At 67.7% G+C, this 25801-nt stretch carries 28 protein-coding genes and 1 tRNA gene; 10 read left to right on the forward strand and 19 right to left on the reverse strand.

What is annotated here, in order from left to right; all coding sequences use genetic code 11:
- The first annotated feature begins 34 nt into the window (after nucleotides 1–34).
- Genes JW030_RS11335 through JW030_RS11345 form a run of 3 tightly spaced genes read left to right on the forward strand, consistent with a single transcriptional unit; the run spans nucleotide 35 to nucleotide 1166 of the window.
- A complete protein-coding gene (locus JW030_RS11335; protein WP_188046603.1) occupies nucleotides 35–316 on the forward strand; it encodes a cupin domain-containing protein in 282 nt (93 codons plus the stop codon).
- Nucleotides 313–801 carry a GNAT family N-acetyltransferase gene (locus JW030_RS11340; RefSeq protein WP_188046604.1) on the forward strand — a complete coding sequence of 163 codons (489 nt, stop codon included), beginning with the start codon at nucleotides 313–315 and terminating at the stop codon, nucleotides 799–801. Before JW030_RS11335 ends, JW030_RS11340 begins: the two co-directional genes overlap by 4 nt.
- Nucleotides 798–1166: a zinc ribbon domain-containing protein YjdM gene (locus JW030_RS11345; protein ID WP_188046605.1), complete on the forward strand. Its 369-nt coding sequence runs from the start codon at nucleotides 798–800 to the stop codon at nucleotides 1164–1166. The genes JW030_RS11340 and JW030_RS11345 overlap by 4 nt, the downstream gene beginning before the upstream one ends.
- Nucleotides 1167–1246: 80 nt before the next feature.
- On the opposite strand, the gene JW030_RS11350 is transcribed toward JW030_RS11345, so the two are convergent.
- From JW030_RS11350 to galU, 4 genes are all read right to left on the reverse strand, one after another.
- Nucleotides 1247–1319: transfer RNA gene (locus JW030_RS11350), tRNA-Ala, on the reverse strand.
- 80 nt (nucleotides 1320–1399) lie between these two features.
- Entirely contained in the window at nucleotides 1400–2434 is a 1035-nt protein-coding gene (locus JW030_RS11355) for a hypothetical protein (RefSeq protein WP_188046606.1), read from the reverse strand.
- A gap of 10 nt (nucleotides 2435–2444) precedes the next feature.
- Complete coding sequence (locus JW030_RS11360; protein ID WP_188046633.1) at nucleotides 2445–3074, reverse strand: GNAT family N-acetyltransferase; 630 nt, start codon at nucleotides 3072–3074, stop codon at nucleotides 2445–2447.
- A 17-nt stretch (nucleotides 3075–3091) separates the two neighbouring features.
- Nucleotides 3092–4036, reverse strand: coding sequence for a UTP--glucose-1-phosphate uridylyltransferase GalU (gene galU / locus JW030_RS11365; RefSeq protein ID WP_188046607.1), 945 nt, complete (start codon nucleotides 4034–4036; stop codon nucleotides 3092–3094).
- Between the two features lie 113 nt (nucleotides 4037–4149).
- On the opposite strand from galU, the gene JW030_RS11370 reads away from it, so the two are divergent.
- The 3 genes from JW030_RS11370 to mscL all read left to right on the forward strand — a co-directional run bounded on the left by JW030_RS11370 (nucleotide 4150) and on the right by mscL (nucleotide 5623).
- Entirely contained in the window at nucleotides 4150–4755 is a 606-nt protein-coding gene (locus JW030_RS11370) for a 5-formyltetrahydrofolate cyclo-ligase (RefSeq protein WP_188046608.1), read from the forward strand.
- Between the two features lie 69 nt (nucleotides 4756–4824).
- Nucleotides 4825–5112: an FmdB family zinc ribbon protein gene (locus JW030_RS11375; protein WP_188046609.1), complete on the forward strand. Its 288-nt coding sequence runs from the start codon at nucleotides 4825–4827 to the stop codon at nucleotides 5110–5112.
- A 109-nt stretch (nucleotides 5113–5221) separates the two neighbouring features.
- Nucleotides 5222–5623: a large conductance mechanosensitive channel protein MscL gene (gene mscL, locus JW030_RS11380; RefSeq protein WP_188046610.1), complete on the forward strand. Its 402-nt coding sequence runs from the start codon at nucleotides 5222–5224 to the stop codon at nucleotides 5621–5623.
- Between the two features lie 2 nt (nucleotides 5624–5625).
- On the opposite strand, the gene JW030_RS11385 is transcribed toward mscL, so the two are convergent.
- From JW030_RS11385 to JW030_RS11420, 8 genes are all read right to left on the reverse strand, one after another.
- Nucleotides 5626–5874: a hypothetical protein gene (locus JW030_RS11385; protein ID WP_188046611.1), complete on the reverse strand. Its 249-nt coding sequence runs from the start codon at nucleotides 5872–5874 to the stop codon at nucleotides 5626–5628.
- A gap of 7 nt (nucleotides 5875–5881) precedes the next feature.
- Nucleotides 5882–9547 (reverse strand): AAA family ATPase, encoded by a 3666-nt coding sequence (locus JW030_RS11390; protein ID WP_370567046.1) that lies wholly within the window; start codon nucleotides 9545–9547, stop codon nucleotides 5882–5884.
- A 284-nt stretch (nucleotides 9548–9831) separates the two neighbouring features.
- Nucleotides 9832–11160: a uracil-xanthine permease family protein gene (locus JW030_RS11395; RefSeq protein WP_188046612.1), complete on the reverse strand. Its 1329-nt coding sequence runs from the start codon at nucleotides 11158–11160 to the stop codon at nucleotides 9832–9834.
- A 198-nt stretch (nucleotides 11161–11358) separates the two neighbouring features.
- Entirely contained in the window at nucleotides 11359–11718 is a 360-nt protein-coding gene (locus tag JW030_RS11400; RefSeq protein WP_188046613.1) for a cupin domain-containing protein, read from the reverse strand.
- 9 nt (nucleotides 11719–11727) lie between these two features.
- Entirely contained in the window at nucleotides 11728–13143 is a 1416-nt protein-coding gene (locus JW030_RS11405; protein WP_188046614.1) for an FAD-binding oxidoreductase, read from the reverse strand.
- Nucleotides 13144–13264: 121 nt separating this feature from the next.
- A complete protein-coding gene (locus tag JW030_RS11410; RefSeq protein WP_188046615.1) occupies nucleotides 13265–13435 on the reverse strand; it encodes an HPP family protein in 171 nt (56 codons plus the stop codon).
- Nucleotides 13432–15036, reverse strand: coding sequence for a CYTH and CHAD domain-containing protein (locus JW030_RS11415; RefSeq protein ID WP_188046616.1), 1605 nt, complete (start codon nucleotides 15034–15036; stop codon nucleotides 13432–13434). Before JW030_RS11415 ends, JW030_RS11410 begins: the two co-directional genes overlap by 4 nt.
- Nucleotides 15033–15959: a DMT family transporter gene (locus JW030_RS11420; protein WP_188046617.1), complete on the reverse strand. Its 927-nt coding sequence runs from the start codon at nucleotides 15957–15959 to the stop codon at nucleotides 15033–15035. Before JW030_RS11420 ends, JW030_RS11415 begins: the two co-directional genes overlap by 4 nt.
- Before the next feature lie 64 nt (nucleotides 15960–16023).
- On the opposite strand from JW030_RS11420, the gene JW030_RS11425 reads away from it, so the two are divergent.
- Entirely contained in the window at nucleotides 16024–16617 is a 594-nt protein-coding gene (locus JW030_RS11425; RefSeq protein ID WP_188046618.1) for a hypothetical protein, read from the forward strand.
- On the opposite strand, the gene JW030_RS11430 is transcribed toward JW030_RS11425, so the two are convergent.
- The gene (locus JW030_RS11430) at nucleotides 16563–17165 is read right to left on the reverse strand and encodes a hypothetical protein (RefSeq protein ID WP_188046619.1); all 603 of its coding nucleotides are present in this window, start codon (nucleotides 17163–17165) and stop codon (nucleotides 16563–16565) included. The two genes, JW030_RS11425 and JW030_RS11430, sit on opposite strands and share 55 nt — an antisense overlap.
- A gap of 107 nt (nucleotides 17166–17272) precedes the next feature.
- Here JW030_RS11430 and JW030_RS11435 point away from each other — a divergent pair, with 107 nt between their 5' ends.
- Both JW030_RS11435 and JW030_RS11440 read left to right on the forward strand, forming a co-directional pair.
- Nucleotides 17273–18475 carry a sensor histidine kinase gene (locus JW030_RS11435; protein WP_188046620.1) on the forward strand — a complete coding sequence of 401 codons (1203 nt, stop codon included), beginning with the start codon at nucleotides 17273–17275 and terminating at the stop codon, nucleotides 18473–18475.
- Nucleotides 18472–19137 (forward strand): response regulator transcription factor, encoded by a 666-nt coding sequence (locus tag JW030_RS11440; RefSeq protein ID WP_188046621.1) that lies wholly within the window; start codon nucleotides 18472–18474, stop codon nucleotides 19135–19137. The genes JW030_RS11435 and JW030_RS11440 overlap by 4 nt, the downstream gene beginning before the upstream one ends.
- On the opposite strand, the gene efeB is transcribed toward JW030_RS11440, so the two are convergent.
- The 5 genes from efeB to JW030_RS11465 form a co-directional block, all read right to left on the reverse strand.
- The gene (efeB, locus tag JW030_RS11445; RefSeq protein WP_188046622.1) at nucleotides 19138–20442 is read right to left on the reverse strand and encodes an iron uptake transporter deferrochelatase/peroxidase subunit; all 1305 of its coding nucleotides are present in this window, start codon (nucleotides 20440–20442) and stop codon (nucleotides 19138–19140) included.
- 4 nt (nucleotides 20443–20446) lie between these two features.
- Nucleotides 20447–21667, reverse strand: coding sequence for an iron uptake system protein EfeO (efeO, locus tag JW030_RS11450; protein ID WP_188046623.1), 1221 nt, complete (start codon nucleotides 21665–21667; stop codon nucleotides 20447–20449).
- Between the two features lie 30 nt (nucleotides 21668–21697).
- Nucleotides 21698–22615 carry an iron uptake transporter permease EfeU gene (gene efeU / locus JW030_RS11455; RefSeq protein WP_188046624.1) on the reverse strand — a complete coding sequence of 306 codons (918 nt, stop codon included), beginning with the start codon at nucleotides 22613–22615 and terminating at the stop codon, nucleotides 21698–21700.
- Nucleotides 22616–22763: 148 nt separating this feature from the next.
- Nucleotides 22764–23528 (reverse strand): amino acid ABC transporter ATP-binding protein, encoded by a 765-nt coding sequence (locus tag JW030_RS11460; RefSeq protein WP_188046625.1) that lies wholly within the window; start codon nucleotides 23526–23528, stop codon nucleotides 22764–22766.
- Nucleotides 23525–24178 carry an amino acid ABC transporter permease gene (locus tag JW030_RS11465; RefSeq protein ID WP_188046626.1) on the reverse strand — a complete coding sequence of 218 codons (654 nt, stop codon included), beginning with the start codon at nucleotides 24176–24178 and terminating at the stop codon, nucleotides 23525–23527. Before JW030_RS11465 ends, JW030_RS11460 begins: the two co-directional genes overlap by 4 nt.
- Nucleotides 24179–24234: 56 nt before the next feature.
- On the opposite strand from JW030_RS11465, the gene JW030_RS11470 reads away from it, so the two are divergent.
- Nucleotides 24235–25430, forward strand: a protein-coding gene (locus JW030_RS11470) for an IS3 family transposase (RefSeq protein WP_188046806.1) whose coding sequence is annotated in 2 segments (ribosomal slippage) — nucleotides 24235–24519 and nucleotides 24522–25430 — 1194 coding nt in all. Because the reading frame shifts where the segments join, the coding sequence is not laid out codon by codon here.
- Nucleotides 25431–25440: 10 nt separating this feature from the next.
- On the opposite strand, the gene JW030_RS11475 is transcribed toward JW030_RS11470, so the two are convergent.
- Entirely contained in the window at nucleotides 25441–25779 is a 339-nt protein-coding gene (locus JW030_RS11475) for a hypothetical protein (RefSeq protein WP_206348566.1), read from the reverse strand.
- Nucleotides 25780–25801 lie beyond the last annotated feature (22 nt).

Below are 25801 nucleotides of genomic sequence, written 5' to 3' on the forward strand. Positions count from 1 at the left end.
GGGAGGAACTCGAACCTCAACGAAGTGGAGCATCATGGCTGTGACCGGCGACGTCCAGATCGACAACGGGACCTTCACGGTCACGAAGTGGACCATTGACCCTGGCGAGGCGATTCCGATGCACGTGCACGAGTACGAGTACGTCGTCGTGCCGCTCGTCGACGAGACCATGCACGTCACGAGCATCGACGGGTCTGAGATCGTCGCAGAGCTCCGCATCGGACAGAGCTACACCCGTCCGGCAGGTGCCGAGCACACGGTCGCGAACCGTGGCACCCGCCCCGTCGTCTTCGTCGAGATCGAGAAGATCCAGTGAGCGCGGCAGCCAGCGTCACTGTCCGCGCGGTCACCCCGGCCGACGAGTCCGCCTGGCGCGAGCTCTACCGCGGCTACCGTGACTTCTACGGGGCCCTGCACTCCGACGCGGCGCTCGACACCGTCTGGTCGTGGCTGCACGACACTTCCCACGAGACCCGCGGGCTCCTCGCCTGCGTAGATGGCGTGCCGCTTGGCCTCGCACACTTCCGCACGTTTGCGCGGCCACTGAGCGCCTCGCACGGCCTGTTCCTGGACGACCTCTTCACCGCGCCGGCATCGCGCGGCCACGGCCTCGGGAGCGCGCTGCTCACCCGCCTCGCCGAAATCGCCCGCGACGAGGGCGCGACGGTCGTGCGCTGGATCACGGCAGGCGACAACGCGACGGCCCGCTCGCTCTACGACTCGGTGGCGCAGCAGACGCCGTGGGTCACGTACGACCTCGGGCCCGCAAGCCGCGAGACCGCGGCTACCCTGGGTACATGAGCGAATCAACCATCACCTGCCCCGAGTGCGCGAGCGAGTACACCTACGAGATGGGCGATCTCACCGTCTGCTCGCTGTGCGCGCACGAGTGGATTGCGGGCGCCGCAGCTGACTCCGGCGAGGACGCACCCGCCGCCGAGGCAGTCATTCGTGACTCCGTAGGCAACGTCCTCGCGAATGGCGACGCCGTCACGATCGCGAAGACCATGAAGGTGAAGGGCGCCCAGGCCGCCCTCAAGGTCGGCACGAAGGTGCGCAGCATCCGCTTGATTGACGATGTGGGCGACGGTCACAACATCGAGGCCAAGATCGACGGTTTCGGCCCCATGCTGCTCAAGGGCAGCGTCGTGAAGAAGATCGTCTAGGCACTCCCCGCAGAAACACGAAACGCCCAGGTGATTCACCTGGGCGTTGTGTTTCGAGTTGTGTCTCAACCACTCTCGAGTGGATCTTAGGAGATTCGAACTCCTGACCTCTTCGATGCGAACGAAGCGCTCTACCAACTGAGCTAAAGACCCGAACAACTCGTCCAGCCTAGCAGAGTCGGCGCGGCTGAAACTACCTCGAGCACGCGCAGGATCCGCAGCGCGAGTCGGGCTTAGCCCACCTCGCGGCGTCGACGCATCGCTGCGTCGAGGTCAGGCATGCCCACGCTCGTGTCTTCGACGACGCCCATGCGCTTGAGGCGCGCCGCGGCCGCGAGCTCCTGCGAACGCTGGGCACTGTGCGTGCGCTTGGGGGGCGTCGTGCGCGGCCGGTGTGCGGCTTCCACTGGGGCCGACGAGTGATGAGTCGGCTCAGGCGATGCAGGTGCAGCGGCAGGGACTCCCGCGGCGGCATTCTTCGCAGCCTCCGCCAGCAGGATCGAGTGCTCTCGCGGCTCGCGGGCGACTGGCGCGGCGGGAGCGGCGGCCCGGGCCCGGGCCTGCGCACGTGCACGGGCGATGCGCTCAGCTGCCGCGGACTGCACGGCGGCGTGCTCTTGGGGAGTCCGCCCTGAGACCGGAGCCTCGGGAGCCTCTTCCTCGGTCGTCGCGACAACCACCGCTGGAACTTCGGGGAGTCGCCGCGCAGCTTCGTCTTGCGCCCGACCCGGGGCCAGGAGCACGAGGGCCCCGGTGGCAGCGAAGAACACCAGCACAGAGCTACCGAGCACGACGGCGCCCATACCGGCGATGGCCATACCGGCTCCGAGCAGGCAACCGACCAGCGCCAGTAGCGCGATCAGCGCTGTGACCGAGCGCACTCGCCGGGCGAGCGGCGTGCGACGACGCGCGGCGCGGCCAACTGCGGCTTCACGCCGCTTGGCCTCCGCTGCGAGCAGCTCTGCCCGACGCTCGGACGCGCGGGCATCAGAAAGCGCCGCGGCGCGCTCCGATTCCTGACGCCGTTCGGCCGACAACAACAGCTTCTCGTGTGCGACGGCTTCACGGGCATTCGCCTCGAGCCGGACCTCGTGCGGAATCTCGGAAGATTCGGCGAGGACGCGAAGGGTGCGCTGGAGGCGGAGGGCGTTTTGCTCCGCTACCCGAAACTCACGGCGACGCATCCAGGTGGGCACTAATACGGCGGCCCAGAGCACCGCGGCGACGACGAAGATCACCCCGCCGCCAAGGACCCCGCCACCGCTCATGTCGGCTAGGTTACGGTGTCGCCGCGCCGCGGTTCGGATCGGCACGCCGTACCCCAGCGACAATCCGTGAGATGACGCCGTCCCGTGCCTCCTCGCTCGTCAGGGCGAAGCAGTCGTGGTCGCGCCACGCGCCGTCTATATAGATGTAGCGCTCGCGTCTTCCCTCGTAGCGGAAGCCCAGCTTTTCGATGACCCGCAACGACGCCTGGTTCTCGGGTCGGATGCAGATCTCGACCCGGTGAAGCCCCCGCGCGCCCAGGAGATGGTCGGTGACGAGCGCGACCGCGGTGGGGGTGACGCCTCGTCCCGCCACCGCTTCGCTCACCCAATACCCGATCTGGCAGGATCTGAGGGCGCCGCCGCTAATCTCTGAGACGCTCAGCTGCCCGACGACGCGATGGTCGTAGCGGATCACGAAGGGCAGCCCGGTGCCGCGTTTCCAGGCGGCACGCATCGACTTGATGCCCGGCTTCATCGAGGTGCTTCCGGGGACAACGCCGAGCCCCGACGGGTGACTCGCCTCCCACTGCTGGAGCCAGCGCCGGTTCTCGCGGAGCAGGAACTCCAGTTCGGCCGCGTGGGAGGGGCGGATCACTTCGAGCGAGACGCGCCCGTTCTCGAGCAGGGGTCGGTGCGGCATCGCCACGTCGACCGTTCCTAGCGCTCGGTGCTCGTGCCGGATCCGGGCCGCAGGGTCTCGGCGAATCCGATGATCCAATCACGCAGCTCGGTCCCGATCTCGGGGTGCTCGACGCCGAGCTTCACGTTCGCCTTGATCCAGTCAGCGCGGTCGCCCGTGTCATAGCGGCGCCCACGGAAAATCACGCCGTAGACGTTGCCGTTGCCGCCGTCCGCGAGACGGTTCAGCGCATCCGTCAACTGAATCTCCCCGCCTCGTCCGGGGGCCTGGTTGGCAAGCACATCGAAGATGTCGGGGCGCAGCACGTACCGACCGATGATCGCCAGGTTCGAGGGTGCTTCCGCTGCCGCGGGCTTCTCGACGAGGCCGCGGATCCGCACGACATCAGGATCGTCCGTCAGCTCGACGTCGGCGCAGCCGTAGAGGTGAATCTGAGAGGGTTCGACCTCCATGAGAGCAATCACCGTCGCCTCGCGGCGATCGTGCTCCGCGATCATGTGGGTCAGCAGCGGGTCGCGCTCGTCGATCAGGTCGTCGCCCAGCAGGACCGCGAACGACTCGTTGCCGACGTGATTGCGGGCGCGGCCGACTGCGTGGCCCAGCCCGAGCGGCTGCCCCTGCCGGAGGAAGTGCACGTCCGCGATCTCGCTGGCCGCGGAGACCCGATCGAGACGATCATCGTCACCCTTATTGCGCAGCGTCAGTTCCAGTTCGGGGACGCTATCGAAGTGGTTGTTGAGGTTCTCCTTGTTGCGCCCTGTAATGACGAGCACGTCGCGCAGGCCCGACGCCGCGGCCTCCTCGACCACGTATTGGATCGCCGGCTTGTCGACGATCGGCAGCATCTCTTTGGGCATCGCCTTCGTGGCGGGCAGGAAGCGTGTACCCAGCCCGGCGGCGGGGATTACCGCCTTGGTTACGCGCGAAGCCGTGTGCTCGGGGGTGCCTACCGAATTAGCCATGCGGTCAGCCTATCCGCGCGAACGTCGTTCGGCGGGGATTTGCCTGCCGGCAGCTTCGCCACGCGAAAGCAGAAAGACGGCAAACGTTCGAGTGGGAAGCCTAGACTGGCAGCATGGCCGACGACATCGACCGAACCGAAATCACCCGCGCGAAGCGCATGGTGCGTACCGAGGTACGCCAGCGGCGAGCGGAGCTCAGCGAGGCTGCACGCACGGCGGCGCGCGACGGGATCACCGCGAACCTCCGTACGCTCGTCACCGGCCGGGGCGCCAGCTCTGTCTCGTGCTACCTCGCCATTGCTGGCGAGCCCGACACGAGCGGATTTCTCGAGTGGGCCGCGACGCAAGGCGTCCGCGTGCTCCTCCCGATTGCACGCGAGGACGGCCTGCTCGAGTGGGCCGTCGCCGGCGACGGCGACATCCACGAGGGCCTCTACGGCCTCCCCGAGCCCGGCGGCGAGATCCTGAGCCCGCTGGCAGTGAATGACGTCGACCTCATGATTATCCCGGCGTGCTCAATCGACGAAACCGGCGATCGGATCGGCTGGGGCCGCGGGTACTTCGACAAGTCACTCGGCTCGATGGACCGGCGTCCACCCGTGTTCGCCGTCGTCTACGACAGCGAGTTCGTCCCCGAAGTGCCGACCGAACTGCATGATGTCCCCGTGACCGGAGTCGTCACGGAGTCCCAGGTCCACTATTTCAAGACGAGCCACTGACGCGAGTTCGCCATCTGCTCGCAGCAATCGGCACGGTTGCCCAGCTCGGCGGGGTAGCATCGAAGAACTATGCCCACGTACGCCTACCGCTGCAACGCCTGCGGACACGCCTTTGACATCCACCAGTCGTTCTCGGAGGACTCCCTGACGGTGTGCCCCGAATGCGACGGCCAGCTGCGCAAGGTGTTTGGCGCGGTCGGCGTCACCTTCAATGGCTCGGGCTTCTACCGCACCGACTCGCGCGCATCGGGCTCCGGCAAGAGCGCTTCAAGCTCGATTGCAGGATCAAGCTCGAGCTCGAGCTCAAGCTCGTCCACTGCGAGCTCAAGCAGCTCGGGAACCTCCTCCGCAGCGTAACTGCCGGCCCTCGCAGCCTCCCGCCGAGTACGCTTAATTGCGTCGCGCCGGAGGTGCGGCCACCTGATCAGGGCCACGGGGGCGCTGATCGTTGACACAAGGGGGCACCATGTTTAAAGGATTTCGCGACTTTTTGATGCGCGGAAACGTCATCGATCTGGCGGTCGCGGTCGTCATCGGTGCTGCGTTCAACGCGGTGGTGCAAAAGGTCGTCGACTCGCTGATCACGCCGTTGATCAGCATGTTCTTCCAGGCCGACTCGCTCGATACCGCCCTCCTGGTGCAGCTTCCCGGCGGCGGGGCGATCGCGTTCGGCGCAGTGATCGGCGCCGTCCTCAACTTCGTGATCGTTGCAGCGGTCGTGTACTTCGTGTTCGTCATGCCGATGAACACCATGCGCGAGCGCGCCGCAAAGGCCAAGGGTGAGACGGCAGAAGAGGCCGCCGCTACTGAGACCGACCTCCTCGCGGAGATTCGCGACCTGCTCAAGGCGCAGCAGCAGCAGAAGTAGCGCTACCCCCAGTGCGGGGGCTTGTCGCCGATCAGGCGGGCGTCGTTCTCGGCGCCCCCCTGATCGGCGCCCTTCGCTGCGCTTCGACGTTTTGTACCGGCGCCGTCGCCCCAGCCCTCGGGCTGGTCTTCCGCCGCCGCCGAATCGAGCGGGTGATCGCCGGGATGCGGGTCAGTACCCTCAGGCGCCGGGCGCGAGGCGCGGCGGGACCGCCGGGGAGCCGGCGGATCCTGGTCTGCGTGCTGAGGCACCGAGCGCCTAGGCACCGAGCTGAGAGGCCCCGGGCGCCGCGGCCTGATCCTGCGACTCGGTCTCTTCGGCAGGCGCATCAGCGTTGTACCCGATGATGCCGGCGATGCGCAGCGCCACCTGCTCGGGGTCGGCAAACAGGTCAAAGCTGTGGACGCGGTGGTAGTGCCAGCCCAGACGACGCAGCACGGTCGGCCGCAGACGCAGCGCGTCGCGCAGGCTCTCCTCGCCGCCGGCGTAGTCAAGCTCGACCGCGATAGCCCGCTCTCCGAGCGAGGCGGCGAGCGGAATCGCGCCCCGGTAGTCGAGCGTGACATTCAGTCCAAGCTCTTCGAGACGGTCGGCAAGCTCCCCGAGCATCGGGTCGCGCTCTGCGGGAAGCGCGTCTGCGGCAGGATCCGGGTGCTCGAGTGCCAGCACCTCAGCAAGCTCAACCACGCCGTGCTTCATCCGGTTCGCGTCGAGGTCATCGGCGCGGAAGCAGCTGACGATGGTCATGCCGCGGCGGGCGCGGGTCATGGCGACGGCGATCAGGCGCTCCCCACCGGGGCGACCCAGCGCACCGAAGTTCGAGAGCACGCGCCCGTGCGGGGTGCGGCCGTAGCCGATCGAGAAGATCACGCGGTCGCGGCTCTGCGCGGTCGCCTGCTCGAGGGTGAGCACGGTGAACGGCTCCGCCCGCTCCCCCAGAAGGAAGTCACGGTGCTGCGGGTACTTCGCGAACGCCGCGAGCACTGACTGGTAGACGCGCACGGCGTGCTTTTCGCTCGCCGTGATCACCATGAGCGACTCGCGCGGGCGCTCGCTCGCGTGCTGCAGCACAAGCTGCACGACGCGCTCGACCTCGGCGTCGGTGCTCTCGACCGCGCCCGTTTGCTGGTCAGGGAGGCCCTGTCCGCCGCGCACGTACTCGTGCGTGATGCTGTGGTGGCCAAGGAAGCTGCCCGCCCACGGCAGCGACTCGATCTGCTGGTCGTAAAAGCGGTCGTTCACGAGGCTCGTGAGGTCCTCGCCGCCCGCGCGGTAGCTGCGCGTCAGAGAGAGTTCCGGCAGCACGGCGCGCAGCTGCGCGTACGCGGATCCCTCGTGCAGGGCGGCGTCGTCGCCCACGTGCGCTTCATCCTCGACGGCCTCGCGGCGCACGGCGATTGTAAAGGGAGCCGGGGTCTGCGTGACCGTGTCGCCGAACGCGACGACCTGACCCGCGCGACGGATCGCGCCCAGGTTCTCGACGAGCGTCGTCGCACCGGCGTCGACCAGCAGCACGGCGTCGAACCGCAGGTCCTCCGGCAGCATCGAGACTTCGTACGGCGAGACCGCCCACACCGGAGCGAGCACGCCCATGAGGGTCGGGGCCTTCGTCACCAGCAGGTCAATCGACGAGCTGCCCGCACGCAGGGCGTCCCGCAGCGCGACCGCCTCCTCGCGATGGTCGAGCACGGCAACGCGCCACTGGTCGGCAAGACGGGCGGCAAGCACCTGGCCATTGGCGCCCGCGTGCGCGTCATCGACGAGGCGGAAGTCCGCTTCGAGGCGCTCGATGACTCCCGTGTTGGCGCTCAGCAGCGCCTTGTTGGTCTGCAGCATGCGCTCAAGCACGGACTGCCACCAGGCCTGGTCGAGCTCGGCCGCGACCTGACCCGCGGGGACGTGCCGGGCAGAGAGGTCGTCGAGCAACGGCTCAAGGTGGGCGGCGCGCAGGCGCTCCACCAGCGCGGTGCGCTCTTGAATGTTCTGGAGTACTTCCGAGGGGCGCGCCAGCTCGGTAACCCGGCGGGCGAGGTCAGTGAGCGGCACGTTCTTCAGGCGGTCGGGCTCTGCCGTGGTGCCGAGCACCCGGTCGAGCTCGGCCAGGTCCTGGTAGGCGGCCTGGAACGCAGTGATGACGTCGCGGGTGCCCACCGGAACCTCGGGGCGGGCGCCGACGACCGACGTGTAGCGCTGCCACAGCACGCGCTGCTGCTGGATCTGGGTGAGGCGCTCGTACATGTCGGTCACGTGGCCACCGGGGCGCACGTACTCGCGGGCGAGCTTGCGCAGGCGCCGCTTGTTCGGCCCTGACATGTCGTCGCTCGAGCGCGGCGCGTGGGCAGCGATGACCTCGGTGAGCGAACGGTCGTAGACCTCGGGGGTGAACTTGTCGAGGGTCTCGCGAATACCCATGAGCAGGCGCAGGTACACGCCGAGCTCGGCAACCGTCTCGTACGGCCGCATCGAGGTCTGCGTGATGACCTCGTTGGCCTTCGAGATGAGGCGCGGCAGCTCGGACTCGGCCAGCTTGACCGCGAGGGAGTAGGCGCTGCGCGCCTCCTCGGTCGTGGTAAAGGTCACCCCGTACCAGGGGGACTCCTCAGGGCCGTACTGGAACTGGCCCAGGCGAGCGACCTCGGTGAGCGCCTCGGCGATGCCTGAGCGATCGAGGGCGAGCGAGTTGAGGGCGACATCGTCGAGGCGCACCGTCGTGGTGGGCGAATCGTCAGCGAGCGCCAGTCGGGTGAGTTCACGGACGGCCTCGAGCGGGGCCACGCCAAAGCGGCCGTCGCGGGAGTCGAGGGCCGTCTGGTAGTCAATGAGCACACTGCGCAGACGCGAGAGCGCGTCGTCGACGTCGCGCAGGTTCGTTTGCTGGGCGCCCTCGTTGCGACTGATCGCCTCGACAAGGTTTCGACGAATGACCCGCGGGGAGATCGCGAGGCCCGCAAGGCCCACCCGGCTCAGCCGGTGCGCGATTCCGTCAAGCGTGGCGCGCCGCGGCGAGACGACCAGCACGCGCTTGCCGGCGCGCACCAGGGCGCCGATCGCGTTCACCACCGTCTGCGTGCCGCCGGTGCCCGGCAGCGTGCGGACGACGAGCGAGTGACCGGCCTCGATCTGCGCGAGCACGTCGTCCTGCTCGGCGTCGGCGTCGTGCAGGTGGCGATCCGTCTCGGGCGGACGCGTGTTCGGCGAGATCGCCGAAACGGGCCGGTACCCCGCTGCGAGACTCGACCGAGCTGGCTCACTGCCGCAGATGGCCGCAAGGATGGGGGAATCGAACGAGCGTGCGTCCGTGAGCATGCGCTGCGCAACGTCTAGGAAGGAGGAGACAACGAGGCGCGGCTGCACAACGAAGTCGGCGACGCCCGCGACCACCTGGCGCAACCGGTCGATGACGGGCTGCGGCTTGAACACTCCGGAGGCCTGCGAGAGCTCGAGCAGCGAGCGCGCATCGAGCCTGATCCCGAACTGCTCGTAGAGCGCGCGGGTCAGCGCCGGGTTCACGTAGGGGCGCTGCTTGAGCTTGAGCTCGAAGTCGCGGCCGTACCGGCGGATAGCGAGGGGGCGCAGCAACACGGGGCCGCAGAAGTCCGCGCCCTCGAAGTTCCACTTCGCAATGCCGATGCCGAGGTGTACGGTCTCGAGGCCGCGCACGGTGCGCATTTCGATGGCCTTGTCCGTGATCCTGCCCGCGGCGATGCGCGCGTTGCGCAGCGCGAGGTCGTCACGGATCAGGGTCGAAAGCAGAATCTTCTGGCCCGTAATGAACTGGGGCAAGCCACCCGGGTGCGTGGTGGAGAGCTCGATCCGGCTGAGCGCGGAGTCTTCGAAGTGCAGCAGCGAGCTCTTGCCGCCGATTGCCGAGAGCTGTGCGCGCCAGGCGGCGTGATCCTCCGCGAACGGCTCGACCGCCGACAGCGATCCGGCGCTGTCACTCACGGGGAGATCCGGGCCGCCAGCCACGCGGGGCGTCGGGTGCGCCAGGCGGGGCAGGGGGTTCGAGAGCCTCGGGGCGAGCGATCCCTCGACCACCGGCTGACCGATTTCGGGCTCACCGGCGCGCTGTTCGGGCGCGACGTTCGTTGACGTCGCTCCGCTATTGCCGGTCTTCCGGCGTCGATCTGCACTCCACACACCGCCACCCTACGGCGTGTCCCCCGCAATCGCGCGGAGGACGGCCGGAGTTTTGCGGCGCGGCGCGGCTAGCGAGTGCCGCGGGCCTTGCCGATGGTGTTCATCAGGTGGTAGACGCAGATTGCGGCGACCGTGCCGAGCGCGATGCCGTTGAAGACCACGTTGCCGATCTGCAGGGTGAAGTCGGCGATTCCGACGATCAGCGGGATGGCCGCCGTGAACTGATTGATCGGCTTTGAGAAGTCCACCTTGTTGTCAATCCAGATCTTCACACCGATGAGCGCGATCAGACCGTAGAGCGCCACGGTGACGCCACCGAGCACGCCGGCGGGCACCGAGAAGATGAGGGCGCCGACCTTGGGCGAGAAGCCGAGCAGGATCGCAATGATGCCCGCGACCCAGTAGGCCGCGGTCGAGTACACGCGGGTGGCTGCCATCACGCCGATGTTCTCACCGTAGGTGGTGGTGGCCGAGCCGCCGCCGAAGCCGGCGAGTACCGTCGCGATGCCGTCGGCGAGGAGGGCGGGGCCGGTCTTCGCGTCAAGGTCGCGATCGATCATGAGGCCGACGCTCTTCACGTGGCCGACGTTCTCGGCGACGAGCACGAGCACGACGGGGAGGAACGCGGGCAGGATCCCCCAGAGCGACGGGTCGGCGAACGGGTTCGCGGGCAGGTGGAAGTCGGGCAGGCCGAACCAGGCGGCTTCAGCGACCCCGTCGAAGTTGACGATGCCCATGAGGACCGCGGCGACGTAGCCGACGACCATGCCCAGCACGATCGACAGGCGACCGAGAATGCCGCGGAAGACCACGGTGATTAGCAGCACCGCGACGATCGTGATGAGCGCGGCGGTCGAGTGCAGGCCCTGGTTCACGTCGGGGTTGTTGGCCGGGTTGCCCAGCCAGTTGTTCTTCACCGCGGGGGCGAGGTTCAAACCGATCAGCGCGACGATCGAGCCCATAACCACGGGCGGCATGAGTGCGTTGATCCAGCCGGCGCCGAAGCGCTGGACAATGAAGCCGACGACGGCGAGCAGCACGCCCATCGCAAGAATGCCGAACGAGGCCCGGGCGAGACCGACCGGGTCCCCGTACTCGAAGCCCGTGGTCGCAACCGCAATCGGGGCGAGGAACGCGAACGACGAACCGAGGTAGCTCGGCAGCCGGTTGCGTGTGAGGAGCAGGAACAGCAGCGTGCCGAGGCCCGAGAAGAACAGGGTCGCCGTGGGCGAGAAGCCGGTGATCAGCGGGACGAGGAACGTCGCGCCAAACATGGCGACGACGTGCTGCGCGCCGAAACCGATCGTGCGCGGCCAGCTCAGGCGCTCTTCGGGGAGCACCAGCTCATCGGTCGAGACAATCTTGCCGTCTCCGTGCAGCTTCCAGGGCAGCGCCATGCGCGATCTCCTCGGGTCAAGTGTGCGTGCCTCCCTGTGCGGGGGCCCTGCGCGATTCTAGCGCCAAGCTGGGATTCAGCTGGACAGCCCCGGGGCGCATTCACCTGCCGTCTCGCCTGCGTGGCGACAGGCTCGGCACGGGCGTCCCGAACAGCAAAAAGACCCCAGCGCCGAAGCACCAGGGTCTTTCTGCATCAACTAACCCGCGAGGTACACCTTGCGGATGTGGTCCTCGACTATCCAGCGCGTGCGGGTACCAGCGACGAGGCGCATCACATCGCCCGCCTGCACCTCGACGCGAGATCCCTCGTCAAGAAGCTCGATCACGGCCGAGCCCGAAAGCACAACGAACAACTCGTCCACCTCGGTATCCGTGACCGTGCCGGTACGGAGCTCCCAGATGCCAGCCTCGCAGCCGCCGATCGCGCCAAGCTCGACGATGCCCTGGCTCGGCGTTCCTGCCTCGACCTCGTCGGCGGGAACCGCCTCAAGCTCGATCGAAGCGGTCGCGGCTGCGATCACTCGGTTTTCCCCCTCGGGAAGCGCATATTCAGTCATCGTCAGTCCCTACGAATCGAAGCCGAGGCCGAGCGCATCAAGCGTCTTGAGTAGGATATTGCGCTTGCCCTCGTTGTGGTCGGCGCGGTCCATGGACCAACGCGTGAAGTTGATGCCCATCGATGCAATCGGCTCCGGCGGGAAGGGCACCGGCACCTGGCGAACCATCTCGAGTTCGGTGCGCTCCGTCTTGCGACCGTTCAGGCGGTCGACAATCACGTCGGCGGCGAAGTGGGTCGCGCCCACGCCCAGGCCGGTGAAGCCCGCGACGTACTGCACGCGTCCGCCCAGCGCCGATCCGAAGAACGCACAGAAGCGGGTGCTCGAGTCGATCGCGCCGGCCCAGCGGTGCGAGAACTTGACGCCCGCAAGCTGCGGGAACGTCGTGAAGAAGTGGCTGGCCAGCTTCTCGTGGCTCTCCATGCGGTCCTCGTACTCGGCGCGGACCTTCCCACCCGTGTAGTAGATCGCGTCGTAGCCGCCCCAGAGAATGCGGTTGTCCGCCGTGAGACGCGAGTAGTGGAACTGGTTCGCCATATCGGCGAGGCCTTCGCGGCCCTCCCAGCCAATCGATGCGAGCTGCTCGTCGGTCAGCGGCTCGGTCACCAGCACGTAGTCATACACAGGAATGGTGTGCAACGCGTACCGCTTCAGCAGCGAGGGGAACACGTTAGTGCAGAGTGCCGCGCGCTTGGCCCGGACGGTGCCCTTGGGCGTCTGCAGCACGATGGGCTGGTCGGCCTTGCCGTGCAGGTCCTGGACGAGGCTGTGCTCGTAGATCTCGACGCCGAGCGAGGCTGCGTGGCGGGCCAGCTCTGCAGCGAGCTTCGCGGGGTGGATGTTCGCGTTTTCGCGCGCCGAGAACGTGGCTCCGAGGAACGTGGGCGACTTGATACGCGCCTGCGCTTCCTCCTTGCTCAGCACAACGGAGTCTTCGCCCGCTTCGAGCCACGCGACCTGGTGGGGCGCGTTCGCGACCGACAGCACGCCGTTGCGCTCGAACTCCGCGTCGAGGTTGTTCTCGGCGATGAACTGCTCCATCGCGTCGAGGTTCTCGTGTCCCATGCGGAACAACTTCTCGGCTTCCTTCGGCCAGCGCGACTCGCCGTTCGATTCGCCGTGCGTGATGCTGGCTTCGCAGAATCCGCCGTTGCGGCCTGATGCGGCCCAGCCGACCTGCTTGGCCTCGAGCAGCACCACACGGTGGTCGGGGTGCTCGGTCTTGAGCTTGATCGCGGTCCAGAGGCCGGCGAAGCCACCACCGACGACGGCATCGTCGACAACCTGGATACCGCTCAGCTCCGGGTAGCGTGCCACGGAATCGGCGATGTCGTCGATCCAGAAGCACTCAAGCTTGGTGTCGCGAAGCGACTCGGCAACGATCTTCGCTGCGGGTCGATTCTTTTCAAAAACGGTCTGATGCATGATGTCCTCACTCGCTATGTCAATGATCCTGACATACGAATGCAACTTCCGCATCCTCTGTTTTTCTGAGAGCGCCGTTCGCGCCGGACAGGCTGTCCGAAAAGAGCGGAATCTCGCGGTGCTACTCGGCCGGCGGCTTGATGATCACGCCCGACGCCAGCCCGAGCGCGAGCCCGGCCGGCAGCCAGAGCCAAAAGGCGGTCAACGCGCTCACAACGACGCCGACAATCAGGCCCATCACGAGGCCCACGATGATCTGCTTCCGTCGGGCCTTCGGATCTACTTCGCTCATGCCCCCACCCTATGCGCCTGCAACCGGGCGATGGCTGATGGACCTCCCGAGAGCGCCGCGGCGGCCTCGTCGCGCACCCGTCGCGCCAGGCGCCCTGCGAGCTCAGCCGTCGCAGCGTGCGGCTCGTCAGCACCGTCGACGGGCTCCGTGAGCGCCTCCAGATGCTCGGCGAGCACGACTCGGTCCCGCGCCTCTCCCAAGAGGTCTTGCACCGCGTGTGCATCCTTCGCGAGCCCCGCACTCAGCGGCGCGGGCAGCGGGTCGGGGGCTCCCGAGCGCTCCCCCAGCGCCTCGACGGCGTAGCGCACGCGGCGAGCGCGCTTGCGAATGCCGTGGAGGCGGCTCGCGCCCTCGAGGTCGGTGAACGCGTCGGCGCGCTTCGCCGCCGCATGGGCGAGGCGGTCGAGCAGCCCGTCCAGGCGCTCGGCGATCACTTCGGCGGGCGGCGCGGGCGGCTCACCCGGGTCCGCGGCTCCCGCGGCGGGATCCTGCTCGGCCGCCAAATATCCGAGCGCACGGAGGCGGCTCGCGACCAGGCGCAGTGAGAGCGGGTCGCCCGGATCGACCGGCTCGCTCGAGGGGTTGCCGTCGGACTCGATGCGCTCCCGCAGCTCGGCAAGGGCCGCGGCCCGCTCGGTCTGCGCGGCTCCGACGAGCAGGCGGTTGACCCGGCGAAGGCCGGCCACGGCGGGTTCCTGGGCGAGCAGTCGCTCGGCGTGCTCGGCCAGCACCTCGGCGTCGCGCACCGCGCCCAGTAGGGCGCCGAGGCCTCGAAGCGCCTCGACCGCCGGGGCTGCGTCCTCCGATGAGACCCCGAGGTCCGCGCGAAACAGCGTGATGAGGTCGCGCGCACGGCGCACCAGGATGCGGGTCTGGTGCACCGCGTCCGGCTCGTCGCCGCGTACGGCGTCGCCAGCGGCCGCGATGCGGTCGGCGAGGTCGATGAGCGCGCAGGCGATCAGCTCGGGAAGCGGAGCGCTGCGGCGCCAGGCCGCGGGCACCGTCTGACCCAGCGTCCGCTGAATCTTCGCTTCACTCAGCGAGGCCCGCGCGCCCGCCGCCAGCAGCTGCGGTTCGGCCAGTTCGAGCAGCGATGCGGCGGCGCCCTCGCCGAGCTCCGCTTCCCACTCGCGCCAGGCCCGCACGGCGCCCCCGTCGTGGTCGGTGGCCAACACGTGGTCGTCTGCCAACTCCATCAGGAGGCGACCCTGGGCGTCGAGCAGGCGGCGCACGGTGCGATCGGTCTGCACGGTCGCCACCGGCACGAGCTCCGGGGTCGCCGCCCTGAACCGTTCGCGCAGCACGTTCACGGCTCCCTCCGGGATCTCCTCCGCCGCGGGCCAGTGCAGCTCGTGGACGCCGTTCGGGCCGCGCTCCTTCAGGTGCCAGCCGGCGTCAGATCCGCCCGAGCGCGAGCGCAGCGCGAGGCCCGCGCGTCCGAGATCCCGGTCAGCGGTGTCCCAGTAGCGCGCGACCATCTGGGCGCGAATCTCGGCCACCGAGGCCGCCCCGGGCAATTCGATGCGCGGCAGCGGCTCGTCGCCGAGCACCTCGTACTTGCGTTCGATCTCGAGCGATGCTGCGCCGCCGTGGTCCGTCATGGGGTCGCCTTTCCTGGGTCGGAGTCAGCTGAAAGTGGGAGTGTGACAAGCTCGCCGGGATCCTGCGGGGCGGCACGCGCCCCCGCCAGCCAGACGATCCCCGCGCCTGCGCCGACCACAAGCACGATGCCGCACACCGCGAGCGGGGTGAGCGTCTGCCCCAGCCAAAAGTACCCGATGAGCGTCCCAATGACCGGGTCAAACGCAAACAGCACGCCGACCACGCGCGCGGAGGTGAGCCGCGCGGCGAGGGTGTCCACGAAGAACGCGAGCGCCATGCCGAGCAGCGCCGAGACGATCAGGATGCCCCACTGCGCCGGCTGCACCGAGCCGACGACCGGGACGGCGAAGGGCAGCGTGAGTACCGCGGAGAACGCGACCGAGAGCGCTACCCCGCTCATGCCGCCCTCCGACTTGCCGACGTGCGCGGCGAGCAGCGTGTACAGGCCGAAACTCACCGCTGCGCCAAGGGCGAAGAGGTAGCCGATTAGGTCGAACTCGCCGCCGAGCCCCACGATCAGCACGACGCCGATGAGGGCGATCACCGCGAGCCCTGCCTCACGCACCCGGCGCGAGGCGGCGAGCGCGACGGCACACGGTCCGAGGAAGTCGATCGTGGTGGCGACGCCGAGCGGGATCCGGTCGATCGCGAGGTAGAGGAAGATGTTCATCATCGCCATCGAGACGCCGTAGACGCCGATCCCGATCCACTCTTCCTTACTGCGCCCGCGCAGTTTCGGACGCAGCAGCGCGCAGAGCGCGATGCTCGCGATAATCATGCGCAGCGCGCTGGTGCCGAGCACACCGATCGAGTCGAACAGGCCGAGCGCGAGCGCGGCCGACACCTGGACACCGATCGAACCGGCCATCACGAGCAGGACGGCGCGCAGCGCTTCGTTGCGAGTGCCGTTGGCCTGGATCATGAAACTCCTTGGTCGCCTGTGCGTGCCCGGGCCCGGTGACACTTGCCGGCGCTACACTGGCCGGGTGCACGAGGGAGGGGCGGCAGCCCGCATTACAGACGCCGGGATTCAGGCTATCAGCGCGCTGCATGCGGCCGGGATCGCGCCCGAGGCGCTTGCCGAGCTGATCCCCGAACATCGTCGCTTCCTCCGCAGGATCCCACCCGCGATGCGTCCGACGGGCGCGGTCTGGCGGCTCGGCGTGCTGCTGTTGGTCTCGCCCGAAGACCACGTATCACCGGCTCAGAAGACTCGTCGCCGGCAGGATCCTGCCCCGTCTCTTCCGCTCTGGCTTGTCGCGGGCCCCTCGACCCGATCGGCCGAGCGCGGCAGGCCGAACTTCCAGTCGGAGTCGCGTGAGCAGCGCCGCGAGATCGCGGCGGCCGCTCTGCGCGGCGGGTACCCCGTCGGCACGATCGTGCACTTCGACGCGGAGGCGCTGCCGTCGGATGACGCCGGTCTCGCGGTGCTCGGCGACGATTCCCCCGTCGGCCTGCACGACGGGGTGCCGCGCGTGCGCTGGCGCGCGGGTATGCCGCTCGCCTCGTCCGGGGAGTTCGAGCGCTACGTGTCCGAACGGGTCGGACTGCTCGTCGAGCCGCCGCTCGGCGCAAGCTGAGCCTGGGGCCGCAGCACATAGGCCACGCTGAGCCAGATCGGCCAGCCGACCAGCCACACCCCGGTGACGAGCCACACCCGCCTCAGCCACCCCCAGAGCTCGACGGTGCGCGCGGCGTCACCCACCAACCGCACCATGGCAAGCAGCACCGCGCTCGCTACCACCGCGCACAGCAGCATGCGCAGCCATTCGCGCCACTCATACTGCAACTGCGCCAGGCCAGATTTCGGTGGCCTCACCGGCTGCGGTCCCCCGGCGAAGCGATGCGCAACCCAGGCATCCACTCGGGCAATGACCTGATGCCCAAAAGCCACTGTGAAGCCGAGGTAGACGGCCCCGAGGCCGTGCGCGAAGCTCGCCTTCGCGCCATTCAGCACCAGGTCCCACCCGATCAATGCAAGCAGCAGCAGGTCGAGCACGGGGGCGCACAGCAGCAGCAGTGATGACAGCCTGCGCCTCCGGAAGAGGTACCGAGCGACGAGTCCGGCGCTGAGCACGACCCAGAACCCGACCTCGCAGGCGACGATTCCAATGACGATGAGATCCATGATTCCAGCCTGAAGTTGCGGCGAGCGCAGCGGATCCTCCTCCAGGCCGCCTCGCCTCCTCCGACCGGATGAGACGGGGCGACGAGCGTTCCGACAGACTGGGGGGCATGGTGGCACGCTGGTGGAGGGCGCTCGAGGCGAACCCTGGACGACGCGACCTGATCGTCGCCGGCTGCTGGCTGCTGCTTGGGTTGCTGCTCACCTCCGCGGGGATCGTCCGGCTCTGGGCAAGTCTCGCGGTTGTGGCGGTGCCGAACTGGGCGTTCGTGCTTCCCCTAGTCGGGATATGCGGCGCCACGATCCTGCGCTCACGGAAGCCACTCGTGGCGCTCGGGCTCGGCGTCGCCCTGACGGTCGTGGACCTCAGCTTCGGCGGCAGCCTCGCCGTGATCTTTATCTTGACTGACCTGATCTATGCCGCCGTGAAGTACGGCAGCGAGCGCGCCATCCGGGTGCTATTGGGCTGTGGGATCGGCTGCGCCGTCGTGCTCGGCGCGGTGCTCATTTGGAGCCCGCTCCACGACACCACCGTGCCGATCTTCTGGGTGCAGTGGGTACTCATCGTGGCGGTTCCCGCGATGTGGGGGTGGAGCGTGCGCAGCGAGCGCATGCGCACGCGCTCCGAAATGGCGAGGCAGCACGTCCTGTCGGCGCGCCAGCTGCGCGGCCGCATTGCGCACGACCTGCACGATCTCGTCGCGAATCAGATCGCGGTGGCTGGCCTGCACGTTGAGGCGGCGAAACTTGTCGCTGCGCGCGATACACCAGACACCGCCACGCTGATGCGCAGCCTGGAGCAGGCGAAGCGCGGCACCGACCAGGCGCACCACGAGTTACGCCATCTGATCGCAGTGCTCAGCGCGGTCGATGGCCTCGATGAGCCGGAGACACCGGCTCTCGTGGACGAACTGCACGAACTCGCGCGACTCGTGCCGTCCGGGCGCGCACTTGAGTACTCCGGCGAAAGCGACAAGATCCTGCGCGAAGCGCTGAGCAACGCCCCTCCCGCGCACCAACAGGTCCTGCTGCGCGCGTTGCAGGAGCTTGTGGTCAACGCGGCGAAACACGGCTCGGGTGACGTACAGATTCACGCTCATATTGAGCCCAGCGACGGGCTGCACATCAGCGTGGCCAACGACGTCCCGCCGAAGCGCAGCAGCGCCCTGGGCTCGGGCCTGGGCATTCGCGGCACCGAGTTGCTGCTCGGCAGCATCGGGGCGCGCCTGGAATCGGCGGCTCGAGATCGTCAGGGTGGCTGGTGCGCCAACATCGTCGTCCCCCTGCCACGCACGAATCGGAGAACCGCATGACTCGTACCGTCCGAGTAATTATTGCCGACGACCACGAGGCCGTGCGCAGCGGGGTCGCCGCAATCCTGAGCACTGACACCTCGATCGAGGTCCTCGCCGAGGCAGAGAACGGCTTCGATGCCCTCGCCGCCGCCCACCGGCACTCCCCCGACGTCGCGCTCGTTGATCTGCGCATGCCCGGCACCGACGGCATCTGGGCGATCTCGCGCATCACCGGCGAAACCGGCACACGCGTGATTGCCCTCACCACCTTCGATTCGGACGACCTGGTCGCCGCGGCGCTCGCCGCCGGTGCACACGGCTATCTCTTGAAAAGCACAAGCGGCGTCGAGCTCATCCAGGCGGTGCATCACGTGGCGGCGGACCGCCACGTGGTGGATCCTGCGATTACCGGCGGACTCATCGCCCGAGCCGCAACGGCGTCTCAGGCCTCGGGCACGGACTCCGCGGGGCGCTCGCCCGTCCTCGCTGATCTCACCACCCGCGAACGCCAGGTGCTTGAGCTCGTCACCCGCGGCCTGGGCAATCAGGCGATCGCCGACGAACTCCACATCGGTGTGACCACGGTGAAGACCCACGTGGGCTCGCTCTATGCGAAGAGCGGGGTCGACTCCCGCGTGCGGCTCGCGCGCTGGGGCGAATCGATCCTGCCCCGCGGATGACTAGCCAAACAGCGCCTGCCCGAGAAACTCCCCCTTTGCCACTCCCCGCGGCACCGCCCAGAGCCCCGAGCCGATGTGGCGAATGTACTCGCCCATGAGGTCCGGCTTGAGCGAGCGCTGCACCCGGACGAATATCTCGGGGTCGTTCTGGAACGAGATGAAGAAGAGCCCGGCGCCCATCTGGCCGAGATTGTTCGACCCGTCGACGTAGTTGTAGCCGCGGCGCAGCATGCGCGCCCCGTCGTTGTTCTTCGGGTGCGCGAGGCGCACGTGCGCCGCCATATCCATGACGGGCTCGCCGTCCTCGCCGCGCAGCCCGAGCTTCGGCTGCGAGAACTCGTCGCCGCCAGTCACCGGGGCGCCCGTGCGCTTGGTGCGCCCGATGATCCTCTCCTGCTCGCCCAGCGAAGCTCGATCCCAGGTCTCGATCGTCATCATGATCTTGCGGGCCACCAGGTACGTGCCCCCGCGCATCCACTCGGGGCCCTCGTTCCCGACCCAGACGAAGTCGCTGAGCGCCGCGGACTCGTCCGACATGATGTTCATCGTGCCGTCCTTGAACCCGAAGAGGTTGCGGGGCGTCTCCTGCTCGCGGGAGGTCGAGGCGGTGCGCCCGAACCCGAGCTGGCTCCACGAGAGGTGGGCGCGACCAACCGCGATGCGCGCGAGGTTTCGGATCGCGTGCACCGCGACCTGCGGGTCGTCGGCACATGCCTGCACGCACAGCGCCCCGCCGCTCTGCGCCTGCTCAAGCAGATCGAAGGCGAACGCGGGAAGCGGGGCGAACTCCGCCGGCAGCTGCGCACGCAGCCCAAACGGGTCGCTGTCCCCGTCGTCGCCCACGAAGAGCTCGCGCCCGAAGCCGAAGGTGATTGTGAGTCGGCCCGCGTGCAGCCCCTCGGCCTCGCCCGTGTCGTCGGGCGGAAGGAGCGCGTTGTCCGGCTCGAGCCCCGTGCCGAGCGCCTCGCCGCGCGTCAGCGGTTCAGCGGCCGCTGTCCACTCGCGCAGCAGCTCGATGAGGTCGTCCCGCGTCGTGCCGCGCACGAGTTGGAACGAGGCGAAGTGGAGGCGATCCTGCGCGGGGGTGACGATGCCCGCCTGGTGCGCGCCGTGAAACGCGACCGTGCTGGTGGTGGCTCCTCCAGCGGTCCCCGCCGCGGCTGCACTCGCGATCGCCGCCCCCGCGAGCCCACCACCGGCGAGTCCCGCGGCACCGGCGCCGAGCATGCCGAGCAGCGCCCGCCGGCTCGGCCGGATCCCTGAGGGCGCGGGCGCGCCCTCAGGGGCCTGGTCAGGTTGATCCATGAGATTAGCCCTTGACGACGGCCGCGGTCAGGCGCGACATGGGTTCGCTCAGCGCGTTCAACTGTGCGGCAAGCTCGTTGCGCTGCGTATCGCCCACCGTGTCGTAGAAGACAAAGCCTTCGTCGTACGAGCCGTACTCGGCGAGCAACTCGAGCATCGCGGCAAATTCTGTGTCGAGCTCGGCGACGAGATCCTGCTCACCGTTTGCCACCGCGAGTTCGCGCACGGTATCGAAGGCCACCTGCGAGCCCTCAACGTTGGCGGTGAAGTCGTAGAGGTCGGTGTGGCCGAACTCGTTCTCCTCGCCCGGGAGCTTCCCGTCGGGCGCCGCGATCTCGTCGAGCAGGCCCTTGGCCCCCTCGGTGATGTCCGCCAGGGTGAGGGTGAAGTCGGGGGACGCGACCTTGTCTGTGAGCTCAGTGATGTCGGCGATCAGCTGGTCGCCGATCTCGGTGCGCTGCTCGGCCGTCATCGGGACGAGATCGTCCTTGGCGTAGTGGTCCTTCTCGGGCGTCGAATAGTTGGCGATCGCCTCGTCGAGCCACAGGTCCTGCTCAATGCGGTGGAAGCCCGTGAACGGCAGGCCCTCCTCAATCGCGCCGGGCTTACGGTAGTCGATCTTGGGGTCGAGGTCGCCGAACTGCTCGGCGGTCGGCTCGATCCGCTCGTACGCGATGCGCGCGATCGGGAACAGTCGACGGGCCTCGTCGACATTGCCCGCCTGGAACGCCGCGACGAACTCCTCGACCGCCGGCACGAGCTCTTCGGTCTGCGACTTGACGTAGCCGATGTACTGCGAGACGACGGCGTCCGCCTCGGGCGTCGTTTTGACCGCATCACCGGTAACAGTGAAGAGTGCCTGGCCGACACCGGCGCCGATCATGCCCGGCTTGCAGCTCGTGTAGTAGGTCCCCGGCCCCACCTGAACGGTGAGCTCGCGGGTTGCCCCCGGCGCGATGTTCTCGACCTCACCGACGATCGTGAGTTCGTTCTCGCCGAGCACATAGAACTCGTTCACCTTGTCGCCGTCGTTCGTCACGGCGAACGTGACGGTGCCGCTCGCGCTCTCGGGGCTCGACACCGCGCACGATTCGTTCGCGGCGCTCACCGTGATGGACGCGGCGCTCGGGGCGTCGTTGGGCACGCACGCGGTGAGCGTCAGCCCGACCGTGGCGACGGCGGTGACCGCCAGCGCGGAGCGGAGGAATGCGGGTGTTCGAGTCATGAGGGTCCTTTGTCGGTGGTTCGTGGGAAGTTACGGGGTGACAGGGGCGTCGCTCGGCAGCGGGGCCGGCACGGCCTTGGGCGCGCTCGCGGTGCGAGACGAGCGTCGGAGGAAGATGACCAGCGTCGGCACGAGGTAGAGCGCCCAGGCGAGTACCTCGAGCTTCGTCATCTCGGGAGAGAACCCGATGGTGCCCTTGAGCAGCACGCCAAGCACCCCGTCAGGCGCGATGAGGTGCGAGAGCTGGAACGCCCAGGCGCTCTCGCCGAACCACGCGGCGACGAACGGGCTCGCCCCGACGGGCGCGGCGACGAATGGGCCGGGCAAGACGCCTGCCTCTTGCAGATCGTGGACGCCGTACGCGAGCACGCCCGCGGCGAAGATGATGAGGAGCACCCCGGACCAGCGGAAGAACTTCCCGAGATCGATGCGCAGCATTCCACGGTAGAGCGCCCATGCGAGCGCGGCCGCCACCAGGATCCCGGACACCGCGGAGGCGAAGCCGAGGAGCGGGGAGACACCGCTCGAACGCGTGGTGGCCCAGATGAAGAGGGCGGTTTCTAGTCCTTCGCGGCCGACGGACACGAAGCCGAGCACCGCAAGGCCCCAGCCGCTGCCGAGCAAGGCCGTGTCCACCTGATCCCGCAGCGCGCCGCTGATGCCGCGCGCCATCTTCAGCATCCAGAACACCATCCACGTCACCATGGCGACTGCCAGGATCGAGAGGCCGCCGCCGATGAGCTCCTGTGCGCGGAAGGACAGCCCGTACGCGCCGTACGTGAGCGTCGCGCCGATACCCAGCGACACGACGATGGCGAGCACCACGCCGAGCCAGATCTTTCTCGCTGCGTCGGGGCGGCCGATCCGGTGCACGTAGGCGAGCAGCACGCTGACGACCAGCGCCGCTTCGAGGCCCTCGCGCAGTCCAATGAGCAGCGTGGCAATCATCGCCGGGCACCTCTTCCGATTCATCTGATCTTGGTAAGGGCACCCTTACCGAATCAAGTTATCACAGATTCATCAGATCAATGATCGGCCCCCGAAAATGCCAGATGGGCCCCGACCGTGTGGTCGGGGCCCATCCAAGGTGTTCTGACTACAGCACCTTCGAGAGGAACGCCTGGGTGCGTCCGTGCTGTGGCCGCAGCAGCACATCGTCGGGTGCACCGTGCTCAACGACGGCGCCGCCGTCCATGAATGTCACGGTGTCAGCCACCTCGCGAGCGAAGCCCATCTCGTGGGTGACCACGATCATGGTCATGCCGCTTTCGGCGAGGTTCTTCATCACATCGAGCACCTCGCCGACGAGCTCCGGGTCGAGCGCACTCGTCGGCTCGTCGAACAGCATGAGGTCAGGCTTCATCGCGAGCGCCCGGGCGATCGCGATCCGCTGCTGCTGTCCGCCGGACAGCTCTCTCGGGTACGCGTCGGCCTTGTCAGCGAGTCCGACGCGGTCGAGCAGCTCGAACGCCAGGTCGGTCGCCTCCAACTTGTTCTTCCGGCTCACGTTCATCGGCGCACACGTAATGTTCTCGAACGCCGTCATGTGTGGGAACAGGTTGAAGCGCTGGAACACCATGCCGATGTTCACCCGCTGCTGCGCCGCCTCGGACGGCTTGAGCTCGTAGAGCTTATTCCCGTGCTCGCGATACCCGATGAGCTCGCCGTCCACCTCGATCCTGCCCGAATCGATCGTCTCGAGATGGTTGATGCAGCGCAGGAACGTCGACTTGCCCGAGCCCGAGGGGCCAAGCAAGCAGCTCACCTCGCCCCGCTTCACCTCGAAGTCGATGCCCTTGAGTACGTGGTTGTCGCCGAAGGATTTGTAGACCTGTTGCGCGACGAGCTTGATCTCGCTCATGACTGCCCCTCGTTCGAACCGGATCCTGCCGCTGCACCGGCGACTGCCCGCGCCCCGACCGGAGTTGTGCGCACCGTGGGCTTGCGGCGCTTCTTGCTTGCCCCACCTGACGCCCCTGCGTGGCCGCGCGAGAATCGCTTCTCGAGCTGCGCCTGGCCGATCATCATGATCGAGGTGAAGAACAGGTACCAGACAGACGCCACGAGCAGCAGCGGGATCGGGTTGAGCGTCGCTGCCGAGATGTCTCGCGTGCGAGTGTAGAGGTCCCAGCTAAAGGGGACCGCCGTGACGAGCGAGGTCGTCTTGAGCATCGCGATGAGCTCGTTGCCGGTCGGCGGGATAATGACGCGCATGGCCTGCGGAATAACGACCTTGCGCATCGTGAGCCACCAGCCCATGCCAAGCGCGCTCGCGGCCTCTACCTGGCCCTCGTCAACCGAGAGCAGGCCGGCGCGCACGATCTCGGCCATGTACGACGCCTCATTGAGCGCCAGGCCGATGACCGCGATCCAGAACACTGGCACGATGTCCATGGTCTCGATGACGAGCCAGGGTTCCTGGAAGGGAATACCAACGTTGATCGACTGATAAATCGCCCCGAGCAGACCCCAGAACACCAGCTGCACGTACACGGGCGGGGTCTGCTGCACGGTTAGGTGACATCTGAGTTGGCTTGCCCGGGAGGGCGGCCTGGAAGGATGTCATTGTGCCTAAGCCTTATCCCAGTGAGTTCCGTGACGGTGTTGTGAAAGTCGCTCGAGGTCGCGAACCCGGAGTGACGATTGAGCAGATCGCGAAAGACTTCGGGGTCCATCCGATGACGCTGCAGAAATGGTTGCAACGCGCTGCGGTCGATGACGGCTCTAAGCCGGGCCAGGCCCGCGGCGAGGCGGTGGAGCTGCGCGAAGCGCGCAAGAGGATCCGCCTCCTTGAGCAGGAGAACGAGGTCCTCCGGCGGGCTGCGGCATATCTGTCGCAGGCGAATCTGCCGGGAAAAGGCTCTACCCGCTCGTGAAGGAGCTCGCCGAGGACAGGATCCCTGTCGCGGTGACGTGCCGGGTCCTCAAGCTTGCTCGCCAGCCTTACTACCGGTGGCTGCTCGACCCGATCGCCGGTAGTGAGGTGGTCGAGGCATATCGTGCGAACGCGCTGTTCGATGCCCACCACGACGATCCCGAGTTCGGTCACCGGCTGCTCGCGGACGAGGCCCGCGACGTCGGGGAGGCAATGGCTGACCGGACAGCGTGGCGCATCTGCCGTGACAACGCGTGGTGGAGCGTGTTCGGGAAGAAACGGGGCAGGAACGGCAAGAAGCCCGGCCCGGCCGTCCACGACGATCTCTGCACGGTCACCGACGAGAATGGTCGTGTCCGGCACGAGTTCACCGCCGAGAAGCCGAACCAACTCTGGCTGACCGATATCACCGAGCACAGGACCACCACGGACGGCAAGCTCTACCTCTGCGCGATCAAAGACGTGTTCTCGAACAAGATCGTCGGGTACTCGATCGACTCCAGAATGAAGTCCAGTCTGGCCGTCAACGCTCTGGAGAATGCCATCGCGATGCGCGGTGACGTCGCCGGCTGTGTGGTTCACAGCGATCGTGGATCGCAATTTCGCAGCCAGAAGTTCCTGCGGGCTCTGACCCGCAATCGCCTCGTCGGGTCGATGGGCAGAGTCGCCTCATGCGGTGACAACGCTGCCATGGAATCGTTCTTCAGTCTGCTCCAAAAGAACGTCCTCAACCGCCGTTCCTGGGCCACCCGCGAGGAGCTGCGCATAGCGATCGTGATCTGGATCGAACGAACCTACCACCGCCGCCGACGCCAACCCCGACTCGGCCGTTTGACCCCGATCGATTTCGAGGCCATCATGAACACGCCAGCCGCACTGGCTGCGTGACTAGAAACTGTCACCTAACCGTGCAGCAGACCCGCGTGCCGCGGAAGAACCAGATGACCCCCCAGGAGAGCGCACGAAGGACCGGGTTGCTGGTCTCGCGCATGACCGCGAGGATGATGCCGATGACGATCGCGCCAAACATCGACAAGAACGTCAGGGCGAGCGTCACACCGGCAGCGGTGATGACGCGCTGATCGAACAGGTACTCAGCGAACGCCGGCCAGTCGTAGGCCTCGCGCTGCGACGCGTCCACGATGAACGCAAGCAGCAGGAAGATCAGCGCGAACGCGAGCAGGTTGCGCCAGGGGTGCCGGAGGGGCACCGCGCGAATGGGTTTCGGCGGTGCCACCGGGACCACAGTAGTGATCGGT

The sequence above is a fragment of the Leucobacter sp. CX169 genome (genome assembly GCF_017161405.1).
Taxonomy (GTDB): Bacteria; Actinomycetota; Actinomycetes; order Actinomycetales; family Microbacteriaceae; genus Cx-87.